Source organism: Aliirhizobium smilacinae (assembly GCF_006335145.1).
GTDB lineage: Bacteria > Pseudomonadota > Alphaproteobacteria > Rhizobiales > Rhizobiaceae > Neorhizobium > Neorhizobium smilacinae.
Genome location: NZ_VDMN01000003.1, coordinates 632,380 through 649,971 on the forward strand (window position 1 = coordinate 632,380; position 17,592 = coordinate 649,971).

Annotated in this window: 11 protein-coding genes; 4 read left to right on the forward strand and 7 right to left on the reverse strand. The window is 58.5% G+C overall.

Features of this window, described 5'->3' with window-relative positions; translation table 11 throughout:
• Positions 1-11: 11 nt before the first annotated feature.
• Positions 12-1,205 carry a M24 family metallopeptidase gene (locus FHP24_RS17775; RefSeq protein ID WP_139677549.1) on the reverse strand — a complete coding sequence of 398 codons (1,194 nt, stop codon included), beginning with the start codon at positions 1,203-1,205 and terminating at the stop codon, positions 12-14.
• A gap of 585 nt (positions 1,206-1,790) precedes the next feature.
• Between FHP24_RS17775 and paoA the strand changes: the two genes are divergently transcribed.
• The 4 genes from paoA to FHP24_RS17795 are packed head-to-tail and all read left to right on the forward strand — an operon-like array spanning position 1,791 to position 6,564.
• A complete protein-coding gene (gene paoA, locus FHP24_RS17780) occupies positions 1,791-2,441 on the forward strand; it encodes an aldehyde dehydrogenase iron-sulfur subunit PaoA (protein WP_180356045.1) in 651 nt (216 codons plus the stop codon).
• Positions 2,438-3,388, forward strand: a complete 951-nt coding sequence (locus FHP24_RS17785; protein ID WP_139677551.1) for an FAD binding domain-containing protein — start codon at positions 2,438-2,440, stop codon at positions 3,386-3,388. Before paoA ends, FHP24_RS17785 begins: the two co-directional genes overlap by 4 nt.
• Before the next feature lie 3 nt (positions 3,389-3,391).
• A complete protein-coding gene (gene paoC, locus FHP24_RS17790) occupies positions 3,392-5,590 on the forward strand; it encodes an aldehyde oxidoreductase molybdenum-binding subunit PaoC (RefSeq protein WP_139677552.1) in 2,199 nt (732 codons plus the stop codon).
• 50 nt (positions 5,591-5,640) lie between these two features.
• A complete protein-coding gene (locus FHP24_RS17795) occupies positions 5,641-6,564 on the forward strand; it encodes an XdhC family protein (protein ID WP_139677553.1) in 924 nt (307 codons plus the stop codon).
• A 452-nt stretch (positions 6,565-7,016) separates the two neighbouring features.
• On the opposite strand, the gene FHP24_RS17800 is transcribed toward FHP24_RS17795, so the two are convergent.
• The 6 genes from FHP24_RS17800 to FHP24_RS17825 form a co-directional block, all read right to left on the reverse strand.
• Complete coding sequence (locus FHP24_RS17800; protein ID WP_139677554.1) at positions 7,017-8,564, reverse strand: response regulator; 1,548 nt, start codon at positions 8,562-8,564, stop codon at positions 7,017-7,019.
• Between the two features lies 1 nt (position 8,565).
• Positions 8,566-9,135 (reverse strand): chemotaxis protein CheB, encoded by a 570-nt coding sequence (locus FHP24_RS17805; RefSeq protein ID WP_139677555.1) that lies wholly within the window; start codon positions 9,133-9,135, stop codon positions 8,566-8,568.
• Positions 9,132-9,965 (reverse strand): CheR family methyltransferase, encoded by an 834-nt coding sequence (locus tag FHP24_RS17810; protein WP_246091799.1) that lies wholly within the window; start codon positions 9,963-9,965, stop codon positions 9,132-9,134. Before FHP24_RS17810 ends, FHP24_RS17805 begins: the two co-directional genes overlap by 4 nt.
• Positions 9,962-13,396, reverse strand: a complete 3,435-nt coding sequence (locus tag FHP24_RS17815; protein WP_139677557.1) for a response regulator — start codon at positions 13,394-13,396, stop codon at positions 9,962-9,964. The genes FHP24_RS17810 and FHP24_RS17815 overlap by 4 nt, the downstream gene beginning before the upstream one ends.
• Positions 13,397-13,809: 413 nt before the next feature.
• Positions 13,810-15,033, reverse strand: coding sequence for a trehalase-like domain-containing protein (locus FHP24_RS29340; protein ID WP_394344633.1), 1,224 nt, complete (start codon positions 15,031-15,033; stop codon positions 13,810-13,812).
• Positions 15,034-15,245: 212 nt separating this feature from the next.
• Positions 15,246-17,522, reverse strand: coding sequence for an FdhF/YdeP family oxidoreductase (locus tag FHP24_RS17825; RefSeq protein WP_139677558.1), 2,277 nt, complete (start codon positions 17,520-17,522; stop codon positions 15,246-15,248).
• Between the last annotated feature and the right edge of the window lie 70 nt (positions 17,523-17,592).

Genomic DNA, 17,592 nt, shown 5'->3' on the forward strand with positions numbered 1-17,592 from the left:
ATGAATTGGTTTTACGTAATGGGTTCGTAGATGCCGCCTCGGGTCAGCCGCTTTACGCCGTCATCGAAGATAGCGACGGTGCAGCCGACACCGACCGAGCGGTTGTCGTCGAAATGGCCAACGATAACGACGTGGAAAGCCATGCCGACCTCGAGCGGGTCCTCGATCAGAGAGTTAAGGCCGATTTGCCATTGCGCGCCCCACGAGGGTGGAAAGCCTATGCCGAGCGAGTAGCCCGATCGACGTGCGAGTTTGCACGGCAGGTCATATCGCGAAAGCACGGATTGGGTGGCTTCGTTGATGACCTTCATCGGTCGACCGGGCGCGATTGCCGCAATTGCAGCCGTGTGCGCTTCGGTCATTGCAAGCGCAGCAGATCTCAGCCTCGCAAGCGGCTCACCGATGAAGACTGTTCGCACCGATGGCGCATGGTAGCGCGCCTTGACACCTGTGAGCTCCATCGTGACGTGATCGTCTTCCTGGATGACCTCACCATCCCAGGCTGCGTGCACCAACCCGGTGCGCCGACCGACCATGATATTCGGCCAGCTGCCAGGGTATTCGGAACCAGCTCCGACCATTTCAGCAAAGGCAATTTTCGCAAGGTCGTTTTCCGAAGCTCCAGCAGCGACTGCCGCACAGGTTCGGTCCGACATCGCATCACCGATGACGCCGGCGTCCTGGAGGACTTGGAGCTCTTTCGAGGATTTGATCATTCGAACACGGTCGATCATCGTCGATGCGTCGAGCCAGGTCATCTTGCGGCAGCCATTCATGATGGCGGCAGCACGCTCGGCCGGCATCGTCCAGCTGGCAAGCTCGATCCCGATGGTTTGTGCTTCGCCGATTGAACTTTCGATGAAGGTGCACGCGGCAGCGATTGGATCCTCGTCGTCCTGGTAGAGCGCGTAGGTTTCAATATGGCCTAGCTCAAGCGCAAGTGCTGCATTGGCGGTCTCCATCTGGCGCGTAAAAAGCACCGGCGGAGCGTCCGTTCGGATCAACAGAAACTGGAATGTAAAGACGGCCTTCGTCTGATAGCCGCAGACGTAAAAGTAGTTTTCCGGCGCGGAGACGAGCATCGCGTCGAGGCGGCGTCTTCGCATTTCTTCTCGCACGTTCTCGAGGCGCGCGGAGAATTCCGAGCGTCCGAAGAGGACATTCATGTCGATCAAGTTTTCCCCCCTGAAATTAAGATAGCCCATAGCAAAAGCACGCAGGCTCAGTGGTAGGCCACTGCAACGTTGATGGCGTGATAGTAATATCGGATCTTTGAATTCCGTTGGTATACCAACAGCGAACCATTGGAATGTCAACAGGTTTTCTTGGGTTTATTCAGCGGCTCAGGTGATGTCCGCTGTTATTGCGGTGATGAAGTCAGACGGTAGAGCGTACCAAGGAGTCGCGAACGACCAATTCAGCGTTAACGGCTGCCGAGTCTTGCAGCGAATTGCCTCGGTCTGGCAGCTGGTCGACGGGTCGGATTGGTTCGAGTGCTCATTAAGAGATTGCTGTTGCTCGGCGAACGTATCCAGCGCTGAACGTATGGCCGCAGCTACATACCGCCGACATCACCACCGCTTTTCAGGTTCCAGTTATGACAGCTGCGCCTTCGACTGTGGAACAAGTTGCGCCCCACAGCTTTAATTGCTTGGGCTGCAAGACCTAATCGCATTCATGCGCTGCGCTAATAGGTGCATGCGGATTTGAAGGGGTAATCCCGCTTAGCCGCGGCCCTATTTGAAAAGCGACGTTGAGGTTTTCCGCCTTCACGTGCCGGAGCCATTAGCCTGGAGGTTGAGATGCCATCACCAATCCAATTGGAACTTTCCCGACGAGAACTGCTTGTGTCGTCAGCCGCAACAGTAGCGGTCGCTGGAGCCGCGACGGGTGTCCGTGCGGAAGACACGAGGGGAAAAACCTTGCAAGAAACAACAAACGTCGCCTTTGAGGTCAATGGGGAATCCCAGAGCCTGACATTGGATAACCGAACTACATTGCTCGACGCCTTGCGTGAGCACCTCCATTTGACAGGAACGAAGAAGGGCTGTGATCACGGCCAGTGTGGCGCCTGTACGGTAATCGTAGACGGTCGCCGCATCAATTCCTGTCTGTCACTCGCTGTCATGCATGAGGGCGACAAGATCACAACCATCGAAGGCCTCGGCCGGCCCGGCAATCTGCACCCGATGCAGGCCGCATTCGTCAAGCACGATGGATTTCAGTGCGGCTACTGTACACCGGGACAGATCTGTTCCTCCCTGGCGGTACTCGAGGAGATCAAGGCAAACATCCCGAGCCACGTCACCGGAAACCTTACCGAAAAAGTAGCCATCACGTCGCCCGAGATACGCGAGCGCATGAGCGGCAACATCTGTCGATGCGGTGCATACGCTAACATTCTCGATGCAATCCATGAAGTTGCGGGAGTGCCGGCATGAGAGCGTTTACCTATGAGCGAGCCTCGTCGGTCGAGGCGGCGGCAGTGGCGGCGGCGCAAAATGCTGATGCAAAGTTCATCGCCGGCGGTACAAATCTCCTTGATCTGATGAAGCTTGAGATCGAGAAGCCGTCTCATCTCATCGATGTAAATGGCATTGACCTCGACACGATCGAGAGAACGCAAGATGGCGGCTTGCGTATCGGCGCGCTGGTACGTAATACCGATCTTGCAGCGGATGTGACCGTCCGCCGCGACTATGGGCTCCTATCCCGCGCGCTTGTGGCAGGCGCATCCGGGCAGCTGCGCAACAAGGCGACGACGGCTGGCAATCTGCTTCAGCGTACGCGCTGTCCCTACTTCTACGATCCAAACCAGCCCTGCAACAAGCGGAACCCAGGCAGCGGCTGTTCTGCCATTGGCGGAGTTACCCGCCATCTTGGTGTGGTCGGTGTGAGCGAAGCTTGTCTTGCCACCCACCCGAGCGACATGGCCGTGGCGATGCGGGCACTGGACGCGGTCGTGGAGACCGTCAAGCCCAACGGAGAGAAGCGTTCCATTCCGATGGCAGACTTCCACCGCCTGCCAGGCGATACCCCGCATATCGAGACGGCGCTGGAGCACGGCGAGTTCATCACTAACGTCGTCCTGCCTTCGCCCATAGGCGGCAAGCAAATCTACCGCAAAGTCCGTGACCGTGCTTCCTATGCGTTCGCGCTGGTATCTGTTGCAGCTGTCATTCATTCCGATGGTAGCGGCAAGGTCGCTGTCGGCGGCGTCGCGCACAAGCCGTGGCGTATCGAAGCTGCGGAGGCCGAGCTACCCAACGGCGCTCGCGCCATGGCTTCAGCGTTGCTGGCCGATGCCCGCCCCACCGAAGAGAACAAGTTCAAGATCAGCCTCACCGAGCGCACACTTGCCGCCGTTCTGTCAGAGGCGAAAGGATAAGTCATGCAGTTCGAAAATCCAGCAACGACCAATCCGATCGATCAGCTCAAGGTTATTGGCAAGCCCATTCACAGGATCGACGGCGAGTTGAAGACCACGGGTCGCGCCATGTACGCCTATGAGTGGCACGATCCCAACCTGCGCTATGCGTACGGTTATCCGGTCGGCTCCGCGATCGCGAAAGGCCAGGTCACATCGATTGATAGTGCTGCCGCGAAGAAGGCGCCCGGCATTCTCGGCGTTGTCACCACGCTCGATGTGGGCGATCTGCAAAAGGGCAAGCTAAACACCGCCAAGCTTTTCGGCGGAAGTGAGATCCAGCACTACCATCAGGCAGTCGCCGTCGTGGTGGCAGAGACATTTGAGCAGGCGCGTGCTGCGGCCGCACTGATCATGGTTGACTATGCGCCCGAAAAGGGTGCGTTCGATCTCAGAGTCGAGATGGCCAATGCCAAGACCCCGGATCCTTCGAGCGAGCCGGACAGTTCGGCCGGCGATTTCCATAAGGCCTTCTCCGCCGCTGCGGTCACGCTCGATGCCGAATACACAACCCCGGATCAGTCGCATGCGATGATGGAGCCGCATGCCTCGATCGCCGCTTGGAACGGCGACGAGGTCACGGTTTGGACGTCCAGCCAGATGATCGACTGGTGGCGTTCCGACTTTGCCATCACACTGGGCATGGACAAGGAAAAAGTGCACCTGATGTCGCCATTCATCGGCGGCGGCTTCGGCGGCAAACTGTTTCTTCGAGCCGATCCGGTTCTGGCAGCATTTGCTGCCAAGGCCGTCGGACGGCCAGTCAAGGTCGCGCTTCCGCGTCCGATGATCTCGAACAACACCACCCACCGTCCGGCGACGATTCAGCGTATCCGCATTGGTGCCGAACGCGACGGAAAGATCACCGCCATCGCGCACGAAAGCTGGTCTGGCGATCTGCCAGGTGGCGGGCCGGAGACGGCGGTGATGCAGACGCGTCTGCTCTATGCCGGTGAAAACCGGATGACCGCCATGAAGCTAGCAACACTTGATCTGCCGGAAGGCAATGCCATGCGTGCGCCAGGCGAGGCTCCCGGATTGATGGCGCTCGAAATCGCTGTCGATGAGATGGCGGAAAAGCTCGGAATGGATCCGGTCGAGTTTCGCATCAAGAACGATACCCAGGTTGATCCGGAAAATCCGGATCGTCCGTTCTCTCATCGCGATCTGATAGGCTGTCTGAGACGTGGTGCCGAAAAGTTCGGTTGGGACCAGCGGACAAATCCTGCGACACGGCGCGAGGGAAACTGGATGATTGGCATGGGTGTCGCCGCTGCGTTCCGCAACAACCTTGTCATGCCGTCCGGTGCGCGGGTCAAGCTTGATCAGGATGGTATCGTCACCGTCGAGACCGACATGACGGATATCGGGACAGGCAGCTACACAATCATCGCTCAAACAGCCGCCGAGATGATGGGAGTTGGTGTCGATAAGGTCGCTGTCCAGCTTGGTGACTCCAGATTTCCGGTGTCGGCAGGATCCGGCGGTCAGTTCGGTGCCAATTCTGCAACCTCCGGCGTTTACGCCGCCTGCGTCAAGCTTCGCGAGGCAATCGCCAGCAAGCTTGGGTTCAATTCGGCTGATGTCAAGTTTGAGAATGGTGAGGTCAAGTCCGGCAACCGGGTTGTTCGACTGGACGAAGCCGCAGGTGAAGAAGGCCTTGTCGGCGAAGATACAATCGAGTGGGGCGACCTGACCAAGACCCACCAGCAGTCTACCTTTGGCGGACATTTCGTCGAGGTCGGCGTTGATGTCGCCACGGGTGAAACCCGCATTCGCCGCATGCTGGCGGTCTGTGCGGCAGGCCGCATCCTCAATCCGATCACCGCCCGCAGCCAGGTCATAGGTGCGATGACCATGGGCGCCGGTGGTGCCCTGTTTGAAGAGCTTGCGGTCGATACACGGCATGGTTTCTTCGTCAATCACGATCTCGCCGGCTATGAGGTGCCCGTCCATGCGGATATTCCGCACCAGGAGGTCATCTTCATGGACGAAATTGACCCATACTCGTCACCAATGAAGGCAAAGGGAGTGGGCGAACTCGGCTTATGCGGTGTCTCCGCCGCCATCGCCAACGCAACCTACAACGCAACCGGCATCCGTGTTCGAAATTACCCGATCACGCTCGATAAGCTGATCGGTGAATTGCCGAACGTTGCCTGATCACAGGCGGTGGCCGCATATGGACACCGCTCTGCATAAGAGGACAAGACTTGGACGACACCCTGATAACCTTGACGCCGAGCCCCGTCCGGGCCAGTTCCGTCGACAATCAAGCTGATATTCTCGGTTTTGCTATCGAGGCTGCGCAGAATGGTGGATCGGCTCTTGCAACACTGGTCGAGATACGAGGCGGGGCTGCGCGTGCTCTTGGAGCCCATGTCGCCGTTGCATCCGACGGCCGGTATTGCGGCTATGTCTCAGGCGGCTGCGTTGAATCGGCCGTAGCAACAGAGGCTCTAGAGGCGATTGTTGGACATCGTGATCGCATCGTCAAATTCGGCGAAGGTTCGCCGTTCTTCGATATCGCGCTACCCTGTGGCGGCGGCATCACGATCGCTATTCATGTCTTGCGCGATACCGATGTGCTGAAGGATGCTTTGGGTGATTTGGCGGGCCGTAAGTCGTTGGCCTTGAGTTACAGGCCGGAGACGGAGAGCGTTGTGCGCTTAGACCAGGTCCCCGTTCGATCTGGGTGGCGCGACAAGGATTTTGTCTGTGTTTATCGGCCCGTCACTCGCGTTGTGATCTCCGGCCAAACAGGGGAAGCGGAGGCTGTCCGCCGCCTGGCGGAAGCGTCAGGTTATGCCGTGACACTTGTGGGCTCGCGCTCCTTATCGCAGTCGACCGTTATCGACGCATTTACGGCGGTGGTATTGCTGCATCACGACCTTAATCTTGAGGAAGATCTGTTGAGGAGGGCACTTTCATCTCCGGCCTTCTATATCGGCGCTCTTGGAAGCACGCGGACGCACTGTCGACGCATTGATCGCCTTAAATCGATTGGCATGCCTGCAGAAGCTTTTGATCGGATCAAGGCACCGATTGGATTGTTTGGCCCAACGAGGGACTCGACGTCACTTGCCCTCTCGATTCTCGCTGATGTCGCGGCTGCTCGGTCGGAGACTTATGCATGACGATGACGCTATTGGAGAGGTCACAGACCCACTAAACTTCTAAAGCAGTCTCAGAGGCTCACGCGCCGATGATCGACAAGTTCGGTCGATCAGTCATCTGTCTGCGCGTCTCGGTCACTGACTGCTACCCCCCTCTATATACGCTGATATGCATGGCCGGCTGAGTTAGGAAAAAATTCGTCATGCGCGTGCCCTGCTTATAGGTCCGAAGCACTCAAGGTTAATCCTGCTTAAATGCTACCAGCCCAAGATTGAGACTTCGCAGGGCCACCTTGACCTCGGGCCAAAGATGATTTCGCGAAGGCGCTTGGTTTCCTTTCGGGGCACAAGCTGTCCACCACTTTAAAAACCCAACTATCTGCATTCGAGTTAAGCACGACGCCACATGAGGTGGTGAGAGTTCACATCCGCTCAAGACCTGGAACTCCCGAAATATCGCGCTCGCCGGTGGATTAGGTCGAAAGCGTCGAGAATACCTTTTGCAGCTGTTCTAGCGGGATTGGTTTTGTCAGATGAAAGCTGAAGCCTGCCTCGGTCGCCAGCTCTTTGTCTCGATCCTGACCCCAGCCGGTCTGGGCAATGATCGGCGTATCCTGGAATTCAGCTTCGCCGCGAAACGCCTTGCAGACCTCGTAGCCATTCATGCCGGGCAGACCGATATCGAGGAGAATGACATCTGGATGGTAATGCCTGGCGGCGTCTAGCGCCTCACGCCCATCATGAACAGCCTCGAATTCGTGGCCGATATCCTCCAGCATCATTCCGAGGGTATCAGCGATGATGGGGTTGTCATCGACGACCAGAACTTTGAGCGGCCGGAAGGAAGGAGCGGGCACGACCGATTGGTCCGGACCATGCGTCCGCGCCGGTGCGGGCACAAGGGGAAGCTTGATCGTGAACCGACTGCCGGCCCCAGGCCCGGCACTGAAAGCGTCCACAGACCCGCCATGCATTTCGACAAGCTGCCGGACAAGGGCGAGACCGATACCGAGACCGCCTTGTGAACGTTGCAGGTGATCGTCGATCTGAGTGAAGAGCTGAAAGACGCTTGCCTGCATATTGTCGGGTATGCCGACACCCGTGTCGGTCACGGATATGACAGCGCGGTTGGCGTCAACGCGCACGCCAAGTGTGATCTGCCCACCCGCTGGCGTGTATTTCGCGGCGTTGTTCAGGAGGTTCGACACCGCTTGCGACAAGCGGATCTCGTCACCGTCGACCCAGAGCGAAGTTTCCGTCATGTCGATCGTCAGCCGGTGCCCTGCGCCGTCTATGAGCGGGCGGCTGGCTTCGGTTGCCGATCTAACGATTTCATCGATCCGCACGGGTTCCTTTCTCAGCTCGATCTTACCCTGACTGACGCGCGAGACATCGAGCAAGTCATCGATCAGCCGCACGAGATGAACCAGTTGCCGATCCATCATATTGCGGATGTCGCCAGCTTTCTCCCCATGCGGGTTGCGCTGAAGGAGATCGAGGCCATTGCGCAAAGGCGCCAGGGGCGTGCGCAGTTCGTGGGCGAGCGTCGCCAGGAATTCGTCTTTACGGCGATCTGCGTCCTTCAGTGCTTGAGCATGGATCTGCAGTTGATCGCGTTGTGCGGCAATCTGCTGACGTTGGCGGTAAAGCTCGAAAAACACTTCCGCCTTGCTGCGCAAGACGTCCGGCTCGATCGGTTTCTGAATGAAATCGACGGCACCTGCTTCGTATCCCTGAAAGCGCCAACGGCTGTCGCTGGTATTGCCGGCTGTCACAAAGATGATCGGGACGCGTCGCGTGCGTTCGTTGCCGCGCATCAGCTCGGCGAGCTCGAACCCGTTCAGGCCTGGCATCTGGACGTCGATCAGTGCAAGGGCGACGTCGTGCTCCAGAAGCAGTTCCAGTGCGTGATCGCCCGAGCGTGCCTTCAAAAGGTTTAACCCTTCTCGGCGCAGCAGGGCTTCGAGAGAGATGAGATTTTCCTCGAGATCGTCGACCAAAAGAAACGATACCTGGCTCATTTCAGCCGATCCTCCTTAGATATTCGGCTATGCCATCAAGCGACAAAACCTTGGCATCGGGGCAACGCTTCAAACCCGCTTCGGGCATTGCGGCCGCAAAAGCAGTCTCGGGATCCTGTACGATCACCTGTCCGCCCGCTTGGGCGATGGCTGACACACCCTTGGCGCCATCCTGGTTGGCGCCAGTCAGCAAGATGGCTGTGACATCCGAACCATAAATGTCGGCCGCGCTCTCGAACAGGACGTCGATCGAAGGCCGGGAATACAGAACCGGCTCCTCGGAGGTCAGCCCTAGGCTCCCGGTGCTTTCGACAAGCAGATGATAGTCCGGCGGCGCGAAATAGGCGGTTGCCGGCTGGAGCGGCTCCTTATCCTCCACCTCGATCACCTGGATCCGGCATTTGGCCTGGAACAGTTCAGCAAGCACGCTCCGCTTGTCCGGCGGGATATGGACAACGACGATGATCGGTGCGTGAAAGTCAGCCGGCAACGACGGCAGGATAACGGAGAGCGCCTCCAATGCCCCGGCGGAAGCTCCTATCACGATCGCCTGTGGTCTGGCAGCGGTCACAGGCCGACCCTTTGATAGATTTTCTCCTCGCGGACGAATTCCTTGAACGCATCTGCGTGCGCGGAAAAGCGAAGGCTTTCCTTCGCGCCGATACCCAGAAAGGCCTTGCGAGCCAGAGAGTCCTTGAACAGTCCGACGGCGCGGTCTTGCAGGGGCCGATCGAAATAGATCATCACGTTGCGGCAGGAGATCAGGTGCATCTCACCAAAGACCGCGTCAGTTACCAAGCTGTGGTCGGAAAAAACCACACGCTCGCGCAGTGACCGGTCGAATGAAACCCGGCCGTAGCCGGTGTTGTAGTAATCGGAAAGCGACGATTTGCCTCCGGACTTCCGATGATTGTCTGTAAACAACTGGACCCGGTCGAGGTCGTAGACGCCGGCTTCGGCGGCCTGCAATGCATCCTGGTTGATGTCGGTAGCGTAGAAAATCGTTCGATCCTCCAGCCCTTCCTCGCGAAACAGGATCGCCATTGAATAAACTTCCTCGCCACAACTGCAGCCGGCGATCCAGATCTTCAGCGACGAGTAGGTCTTCAAGTGCGGAACGACTTTTTCGCGGATTGCGCGAAAATAGCTGGGATCGCGAAACATCTCGCTCACCTGGACCGTGAGATAGCCGAGCAGCCTGGGCAGCATAGTCTCGTCGTGCAGAACCTTCTCCTGCAGTGCGGAGATGGTGGCAAATCCCATCTGCTCGCGAGCTTGCCGCAGACGCCGTTTGATCGACCCCATGGCGTAGTTGCGGAAATCGTAGTGATAGCGGACGTAGAGCGCCTCCAGCAGAAGCCGGATCTCGATGTCCTCGACTTTCTCGAATGTTTCGATCACCGGGGCATCCAAACACGTACGAGCGACAACAGTTTTTCGACGTCGAGGGGCTTGGCCATATAATCGTTGGCCCCGGCTTCGATGCAGCGCTGCTGGTCGTCGGGCATGGCCTTGGCCGTCAGCGTGATGATCGGCAGTTTCTTCCAGTCGGGGTTTTTCCGGATCGTGCGTGTTGCGGTAAGTCCATCCATGACGGGCATCATAACGTCCATCAGCACGAGGTCGATCGCTTTCGTTGCATCGCCTTGGCTTTGGCCGAGCTTGTCAAGCGCTTCCTGGCCGTTGCGGGCGATATCGATGACGGCTCCGCGAGGTTCGAGGATATTGGTCAGCGCGTAGACGTTGCGAACGTCGTCTTCGACAATCAGGATCCGGCGATCCTCCAGCAACGCATCCCGGTTGCGCGCCTTGCGGATCATCTTCTGTTGCTCATCCGGTAGGTCCGAGACCACCTGATGCAGGAACAGCGACACTTCGTCGAGCAGTCGTTCAGGCGACTTGGCGCCCTTGATGATGATGGACTTCGAATAGCGCCGCAGACGCTGCTCCTCGTCCGCCGACAGAACCCGGCCCGTATATATGATTACCGGCGGGAAGGAATGGCTGTCGTCGCCGCTGATGGTCTCCAGAAGCGAGTAGCCGGACGCGTCGGGAAGGGTGAGGTCGAGGACCATACAGTCGAATGTCTGCTCTTTGAGAAGCATCAGGCATTCAGCCGCCGTGCCGGCACTGACCGTTTCGACGTCATGTGAGGTAAGCAGTTTCATGACAGCTTCCCGCTGGACCTCGTTGTCCTCGACGATCAGAACGCGACGGACACCCTGCGAGAGAGTCGCTTCCAGCTTGTGAAGTACCTCGACAAGTTGTTCACGCTGTACCGGCTTCATCATATAGCCCACAGCGCCCAGTGAAAGCGCAGTCTCCGCGTAGTCGTCGGCCGACACGATGTGGATCGGGATATGGCGCGTGCGGACGTCGGTCTTCATGCGATCGAGCACCGACAGGCCAGATTGATCGGGCAATCCGATATCGAGCACGATCGCGCTCGGCATATGCTGCTTGGCAAGCTCCAATGCGTCATGAGCCGTTCCTGCAACGAGCGCTCGAAAACCCATTTCGCGCGCAAGGTCACGAAGGATAGCAGAAAACGTTTCATCGTCCTCGATGACCAGCAACGTGCGCTTGCCGTCAGCTGGAGCCGAGCGATCGTCTTCGACGATCCGACGATGTTCGGGCTGAAGCGCCCGCACCTCTTCGACAACGGGCCGCGGGATCGCCACCGGGTCCACGGTACGAATGTCACGGGAAACGACGCGCGACGGATCGTACGAGACGGGGACGACAACTGTGAACGTGCTGCCGTGGTTGTGCCGACTGGTCAGGTGGATTGCACCGCCGAGGAGGCGAATGAGCTCCTTCGAGATCGACAGGCCAAGGCCCGTTCCGCCAAAGCGGCGGCTGATCGTACCATCGGCCTGATGGAATGCTTCGAAGATGCTGCGCTGCTGATCCTCCGCGATGCCAATGCCGGTATCGGTTACCGCCAGAGCCAGTTGACCATCCGCGGCACTACGAAGCGTCAGCGTAACCTGGCCCTTCTCGGTAAACTTGAAGGCATTCGAAAGAAGATTTTTGAGCACCTGCTCGAGACGTTGTGGATCTGTCTCGATGACGGCAGGCGCCTCGGGCGCGATATCGACGTCAAAGCCAAGGCCTCTCGACTTCGAGACGGGATCGAAGAGCTGCCTGAGACCGCTCACCAATCGGTCGAGAGCGACCGGCTCTGGCCGGATATCGACATGGCCTGCTTCGATCTTCGAGAGATCGAGAATGTCGTTGATCAGATTGAGAAGGTCATTGCCGGAAGACTGGATCGTTTGTGCGTATTTGACCTGCTCGGCCGTGAGATTCTCGTCTGAGTTATCCGCAAGAAGCTTGGCCAGGATGAGGGAAGAGTTGAGCGGTGTGCGCAACTCGTGCGACATGTTGGCAAGGAAGTCCGACTTGTACTGGCTTGCCTGTTCGAGTTCGCGGGCCTTCAGCTGCACAGATGCGTTGACCTTCTCAAGGTCGTCGCGCTGGCCCTCGAGCTGCTGGGCCTGCTCTTCCAGCTGGGAGTTCGTCTGTTCGAGCTCGACCTGCTGCTGCTCGAGACGTGCCTGCGATTCCTTGAGCGCCCGTCCTTGCTCTTCGAGCTCCTCGTTGGAAACGCGCAATTCTTCGCCCTGGACTTGAAGCTCCTCGGCCTGCCGTTGAGTCTCGCGGAGAAAGTTCTGGAGGTCACTACGATATTTCGCTGAACGAACGGCAGTTGCGATCGAGGCTGACGCCTGATCGAGGAGGCTTAGAACAGAGCTGTCGACGGGACGCAGGAAACCGAGTTCGATGACGGAATTCACCGCACCATCGACGCTTCCAGGGGAGATCATCAAATGGCGTGGCTTGTCGCGTCCAAGCGCTGAGCCAAAAGCCAGATACCCGTCTGGCACGCCCTCGATCAGGATAGGTTTCGCGCCGGTCACCGCCTGTCCAAGCAGACCTTCCTTCGCCTTAAAGCGTTCCGGCACATTGGCACCTTCCGGCACTCCGTAGGTCGCGGCGCGTAGAAAGTCGTCCTCATCCTTGACGAAAATCGCTCCGGCGACGGCGCCGGTGTAACGAGCGAGGAATTGCAGGATGCTGTCGCCGAGCTCTTCTGTGCGTCGATCACCGGTAACCGCGGCGTTCAATCCCACTTCTCCCGACTGAAGCCAATCCTGGCGCCGCCTTGAAAGTGTCGCCTGACGCATCAGCACCCCGATCGCGACGGTCAGCAGGATACCCAATAGACCAGCAAGGATACTGGTGGCGAATGCGGTCGTGTAAGCGCTGTCCATTTCCGCAAGGCGCTGCGTGCGCAGCCTCGTCTCTTCCTGCCGCATTGCGGCCAGCTGCGACCGAATAGCATCCATCTCGACCTTGCCGCGATCGGAATTGACGACGGCAAGTGCCGCCTCGGCACTTTGGCTTCGCCGCAGCTCGATCGTCTCACGGAGCTCGGACAGTTTTCCCTCGACCCGAGATTTGAGGTTGGCGAGGCGTTGCTGCTGGGACGCGTTGTCGCTGATCATGCCGGCGATCGTCTCGAGCCGTCTCGGGATAGCGTTGATTGCCGTGTTGTACGGCTCGAGATAGCGGTCGCTGTTCGTCAGCAGAAAGCCACGCTGGCCTGTTTCCGCATCCTGAATGTTCGACAGGAGGTCGGAGAGTGCAACTATTACCTCATGGCTGTGGACGACACGCTCGTTATTGGAACGCAGTGTCTGGACATTGTACCAGGCGATGGCTGCGCTGATGACAAAGAATGCCAAGGCTCCGAGAAGACTGAAGGCGACCCAAGGGTCTAGGCCGATGGTTCGCCGGGTCGGTGTGGGTGCGGGAAAAGTCGTCATGAATATCTCGGATGATGGGCGAATGATTTGACCACTGGACGCGTAAGCGTTGCGTCAGCAGTATGCAATGACGGCCTTTCACGTTGGCGATCGACGGACAAGGTCGACCCCAAAAGCGTTGTGCGAGAGGGTTTCGGGCGCGGATTGAAAGGTCAGGACGTGGCGAGCGACATAAGGCCTCAGAGCCGCCTAACGCTGGAATACGGAAAATCTTCCCGTAGCCCGGGCTAGCCTGCAACATTCACAACGCCATTCGCTCTAGTTAAGACTTTATCAGGCGCCGTAACGCGCAATTACGCTAAGGGTTCCTTTGCAAGGGGAATATTCTTCAGCGGGACGCAATCAAGCTCGCGAAACAGCGGTGACACCTTTGGAAGACCTCAATTCCTCAAGAACGCTGGGTATTTCGTGGCTTAGAAATGGCCGTTCGTAAGTGCGTATCCGTTCAAGACCCTAGAGTGCCAACAGTGGCGCCCTACGGAAGCGCCACCAGATGAGTTTGCCTTTCGGCCCGCTTCGGCGGGAAGCAGGGCCTTGTCTCCAGATGCTTCGGTGAGCGGACGATCAGGCGGCGGTTCGGGTCGCTGCGGCACGAAGTGCGGGCAGCATGTCTTCCGGTTCCGGACGGCGGGTACAGTCGGGTTTACCTCGGCATAGAGGATCGCGCCATCCTGGCCGACGACGTAGCGGGCCGGCATCGGCAGGGTCCAGCTCGGATCACCGTTGAACGCGGGCAGATCGTTCTTCAGCGACTTATAGAGCTCGATCAGATAGCCGGCGACGCGGGGCCAGGCGTAGCGGTAGTCGTAATTTTTTCGGCCACCGATCTTTTCGGGCGGTGACGTTGTCGCAGCCGCGGCGATAGCGCCAGAAGGCGAGTAGAGCAGCAATTCCAAGACAAGGGCGCTGCGCACGAACGCATTTCGGTCCGGTCCGTCATAATCGCTGCTGCGCGCCCAGGTCCGCCATTCCGCGTCGGAAATGTCGATGCGATTGTCGATTTCTTCGATCATTGGAACAACGAGTGGCTCATCCTGCCCCGCAACGAGTGCGAGCACCTCTCGCTCACCCGCCGCGACGGAGAACGTCCCTTGGGTGCCTTCGTCCGAGTATGTGCAGCCCGTACCGACCCTATGAAGAAGTAGGCCCAGGACATTACCGATGTGGAAGACCGACTTGTTGCCGATCAAGGAAGAGTACGAGCTGACCGTATTTCCGCGACGGCTCAATACCATCTCGAACACGAGGCGCACAGTACCCGTTCGCCCCTCGATCCGGCGTGCCAGCTCCGACCAGGGGAGGCGTCCCGCGGTCCCGCTGTTCATCGACTCTGTCAGGACCGCCTCATTACGGTTCGTCGTGAAGACCGTCTCAAGGACATTGCTCGAATGTCGATAATGCCGGGTGACCGTGAAAGGCCGATCAGGCTGAATGACGAAGTAGCCGCCGTCCCGCAGATCGAGCAGGCGATCGAACAGTGGTGCCGAATCCATATTGGGAGCGCACCACCAGTCGAGCGAACCATCCGCACCCGATAGAGCCACTGATCGTCCTTCGCCGATCGCGCCATAATCCTCAAGACGCAGATAGCCTCCTTGCCGGGAGCTCAGGCGATTGGAGAAATCATTATCGGGCACACTCGCCGGTATCGAGGAGGGCGACGGTTCGTCGATGCTAGGAAATGTGACTGTTTTCTAAATATTATGGCTGCTGATCGGCAAGTTTTGCCGCGGGCGGGAGGCAGTTGAGCGCATCTGTGAGCAGAAAGTTCATCTACATTTCCAGAGCCAATCCCTGGTTCGGACACCACGATTCTAACTCGCAATTGGCTTCGCTACTTGCGTGATTTTCAGACTTCGATCCGAACTGGAATGGCTTTCGAAGCCGGCGTTTTGGACAGCTCGTCGTGGTGGTCGATGGCGTTCAGCACATTGGCTTCGGGATAATAGGCACAAATCGTCCCGTTCGGCAGGTTGTGCGCCCTGACGGTCAAACCGCCAAGCTCTCGGCGCAACCCATCGCCGAAATCGCTGACCAGCTTCACCACCTGCCCTTCGACCAAGCCGTTAGCGTCGATGTCGGACTTGCTCATCAGCACGACATCCCGTGTTCCCTCGATGCCGCGGAAGCGATCCGAATAGCCGTAGATCGTCGTGTTGAACTGGTCGTTGGAGCGCATGGTGATCAGCCGGAACCGACCGTCGGCGTCCGCGAACGACAAGGCGTTCAGTTGCTTCGGCGTGGTGAAGACCGCCTTCTTCTCTTCGGTATTCCACAAGCGCTCATGGGCATCGTTGCCGCGGTAGAAGCCGCCCGGCTGGAACAGACGGTCGTTATAGTGTTTGAAATCCTTGGGGTAGGTGAACTCGATCAGTTGGCGCACCAGACTGTAGTCACCCTCCCATTCATCCCATTTCAGCTTCGGGTTGTGCTCAAGGGTGGCTTTGGCGATCCCGGTCACGATCGCCAGCTCGCTTTTGAGATGTTTGGATGCGGGCGTGCGTTTCCCAATCGACCCCGAAATATGGGAAAAGCTGTCCTCAGTGGAGACGGCTTGACTTCCCGTTGCCTGGGTGTCGTCCTCAGTCCGGGACAGGCAAGGGAGGATATAGGCATTCTTCGCCGGAAAGAGGTGGCTGCGGTTGAGCTTCGTGGAGACGACCACCGTCAGTTCCTGTGCTGCCCAGGCCCGCTCCATTTCCTTCTGCTCCGGAACAGCACGAACAAGATTGCCGCCGAGCGAAATGAATGCCTTGATCTCGCCGGCCATCAAGCCCTTCACCGCATCCACGATCGTCGTTCCGTCCTTCATCGGCGGGTCGAAGTCGAACAGTTGCTTCAGCTTGTCCATCGGGATGAGCTTCGTCTTCTCGGCTATTCCAACTGTCCGCTGACCCTGGACATTCGAGTGCCCTCTGACCGGACAGCAGCCGGCACCCTCCCGGCCGATATTGCCGCGCAGAAGCAAAAGATTCACCACCATGGCGACATTAAGCGCGCCCTGGCTATGTTGCGTCAGGCCCATGCCATAGACGCCGATGACCCGTTCCGACGCGATATAGATCTCACCGGCGCGGCGGATGGCAGGCTCAGTCAGACCGCTCTCGCGTTCGATCTCTGCCCAGCTAGTCTGCCGGACCAGCGAGATGAATGTCTCTAAGCCAGTCGTGTGCTCATTAATGAAGTCAACGTCGATGACGCGCGCGGCGCCCGCGGCGACCGCCTTGTCGTCAGCTTCGACGACGACCTTACAGAGGCCGAGGATGCCAGCGATGTCGCCGCCGGCTTGCACCTGAAGATATTCGTCGGAGATCTGCGTCTCGTGACCCGTCAGCATGTCGACCGGGCTCTGCGGATTGACGAATGAGACAAGCCCTTGCTCGACGACCGGATTGAAGGTGACGATCCGCGCACCGCGCTTCTTGGCCTCCTGGAGCGGATGGAGGAAGCGTGGGCTATTCGAGCCGGGGTTCTGACCAAAGAAGAAGAAGGCATCGGCCTTTTCCAGGTCGTCCCAGACGATCGTGCCGACAGGTGAACCGATGACCTTGTTAAGGCCGACCGAGGTCGTCTCGTGGCACATGTTGGAGCTTTGCGGCAGGTTGTTGTTGCCGTAGACCCGCGCGAGTAGCGCGTAGAGGTAGGACGCTTCGAGCCCGGCATGTCCGGATGAATAGAAGACCACGCTCTCTCGCGGCAGCACCTTCAACGTAACGCCGATCTTTTCGAAGGCCTCTTCCCAGGTGACCTCGACATATCGATCGGTTCCGGCATCATAGCGCAAGGGGTGGGTCAGCCGCCCGGTCTGCTCGAGATCGTAATCCTTCCATGTCCGGAGTTCCTCGACAGAATGATCGTGGAAGAAATCGGGTGTGCACCGGGCGCTGGTCAAATCGGAAAGTGTTGCCTTTGCCCCGTTCTCGCAGAACTCGAAGGGGTGATAGTTTACCGGTTTCGGCCACGCGCAGGCGACGCACATGAAGCCGCCGGGCTTGTTTTGCCGTGCCAGCGTTTCCACCACGGCCGCAGGTGGCCTGGTATCGCCGTAGATGCGCGCAATCGATTTGACCGAGCCCCAGCCGCCGGAGGGGCCCTCGGATTCCGGATTGGGGATCGTGTCTGCCATCGGTGTATTCCAGTCGGGAGGATGGTGGGTGGCGGGCTCCGCTCAAGCGAGCAGAACCCGTCGGTCGGCC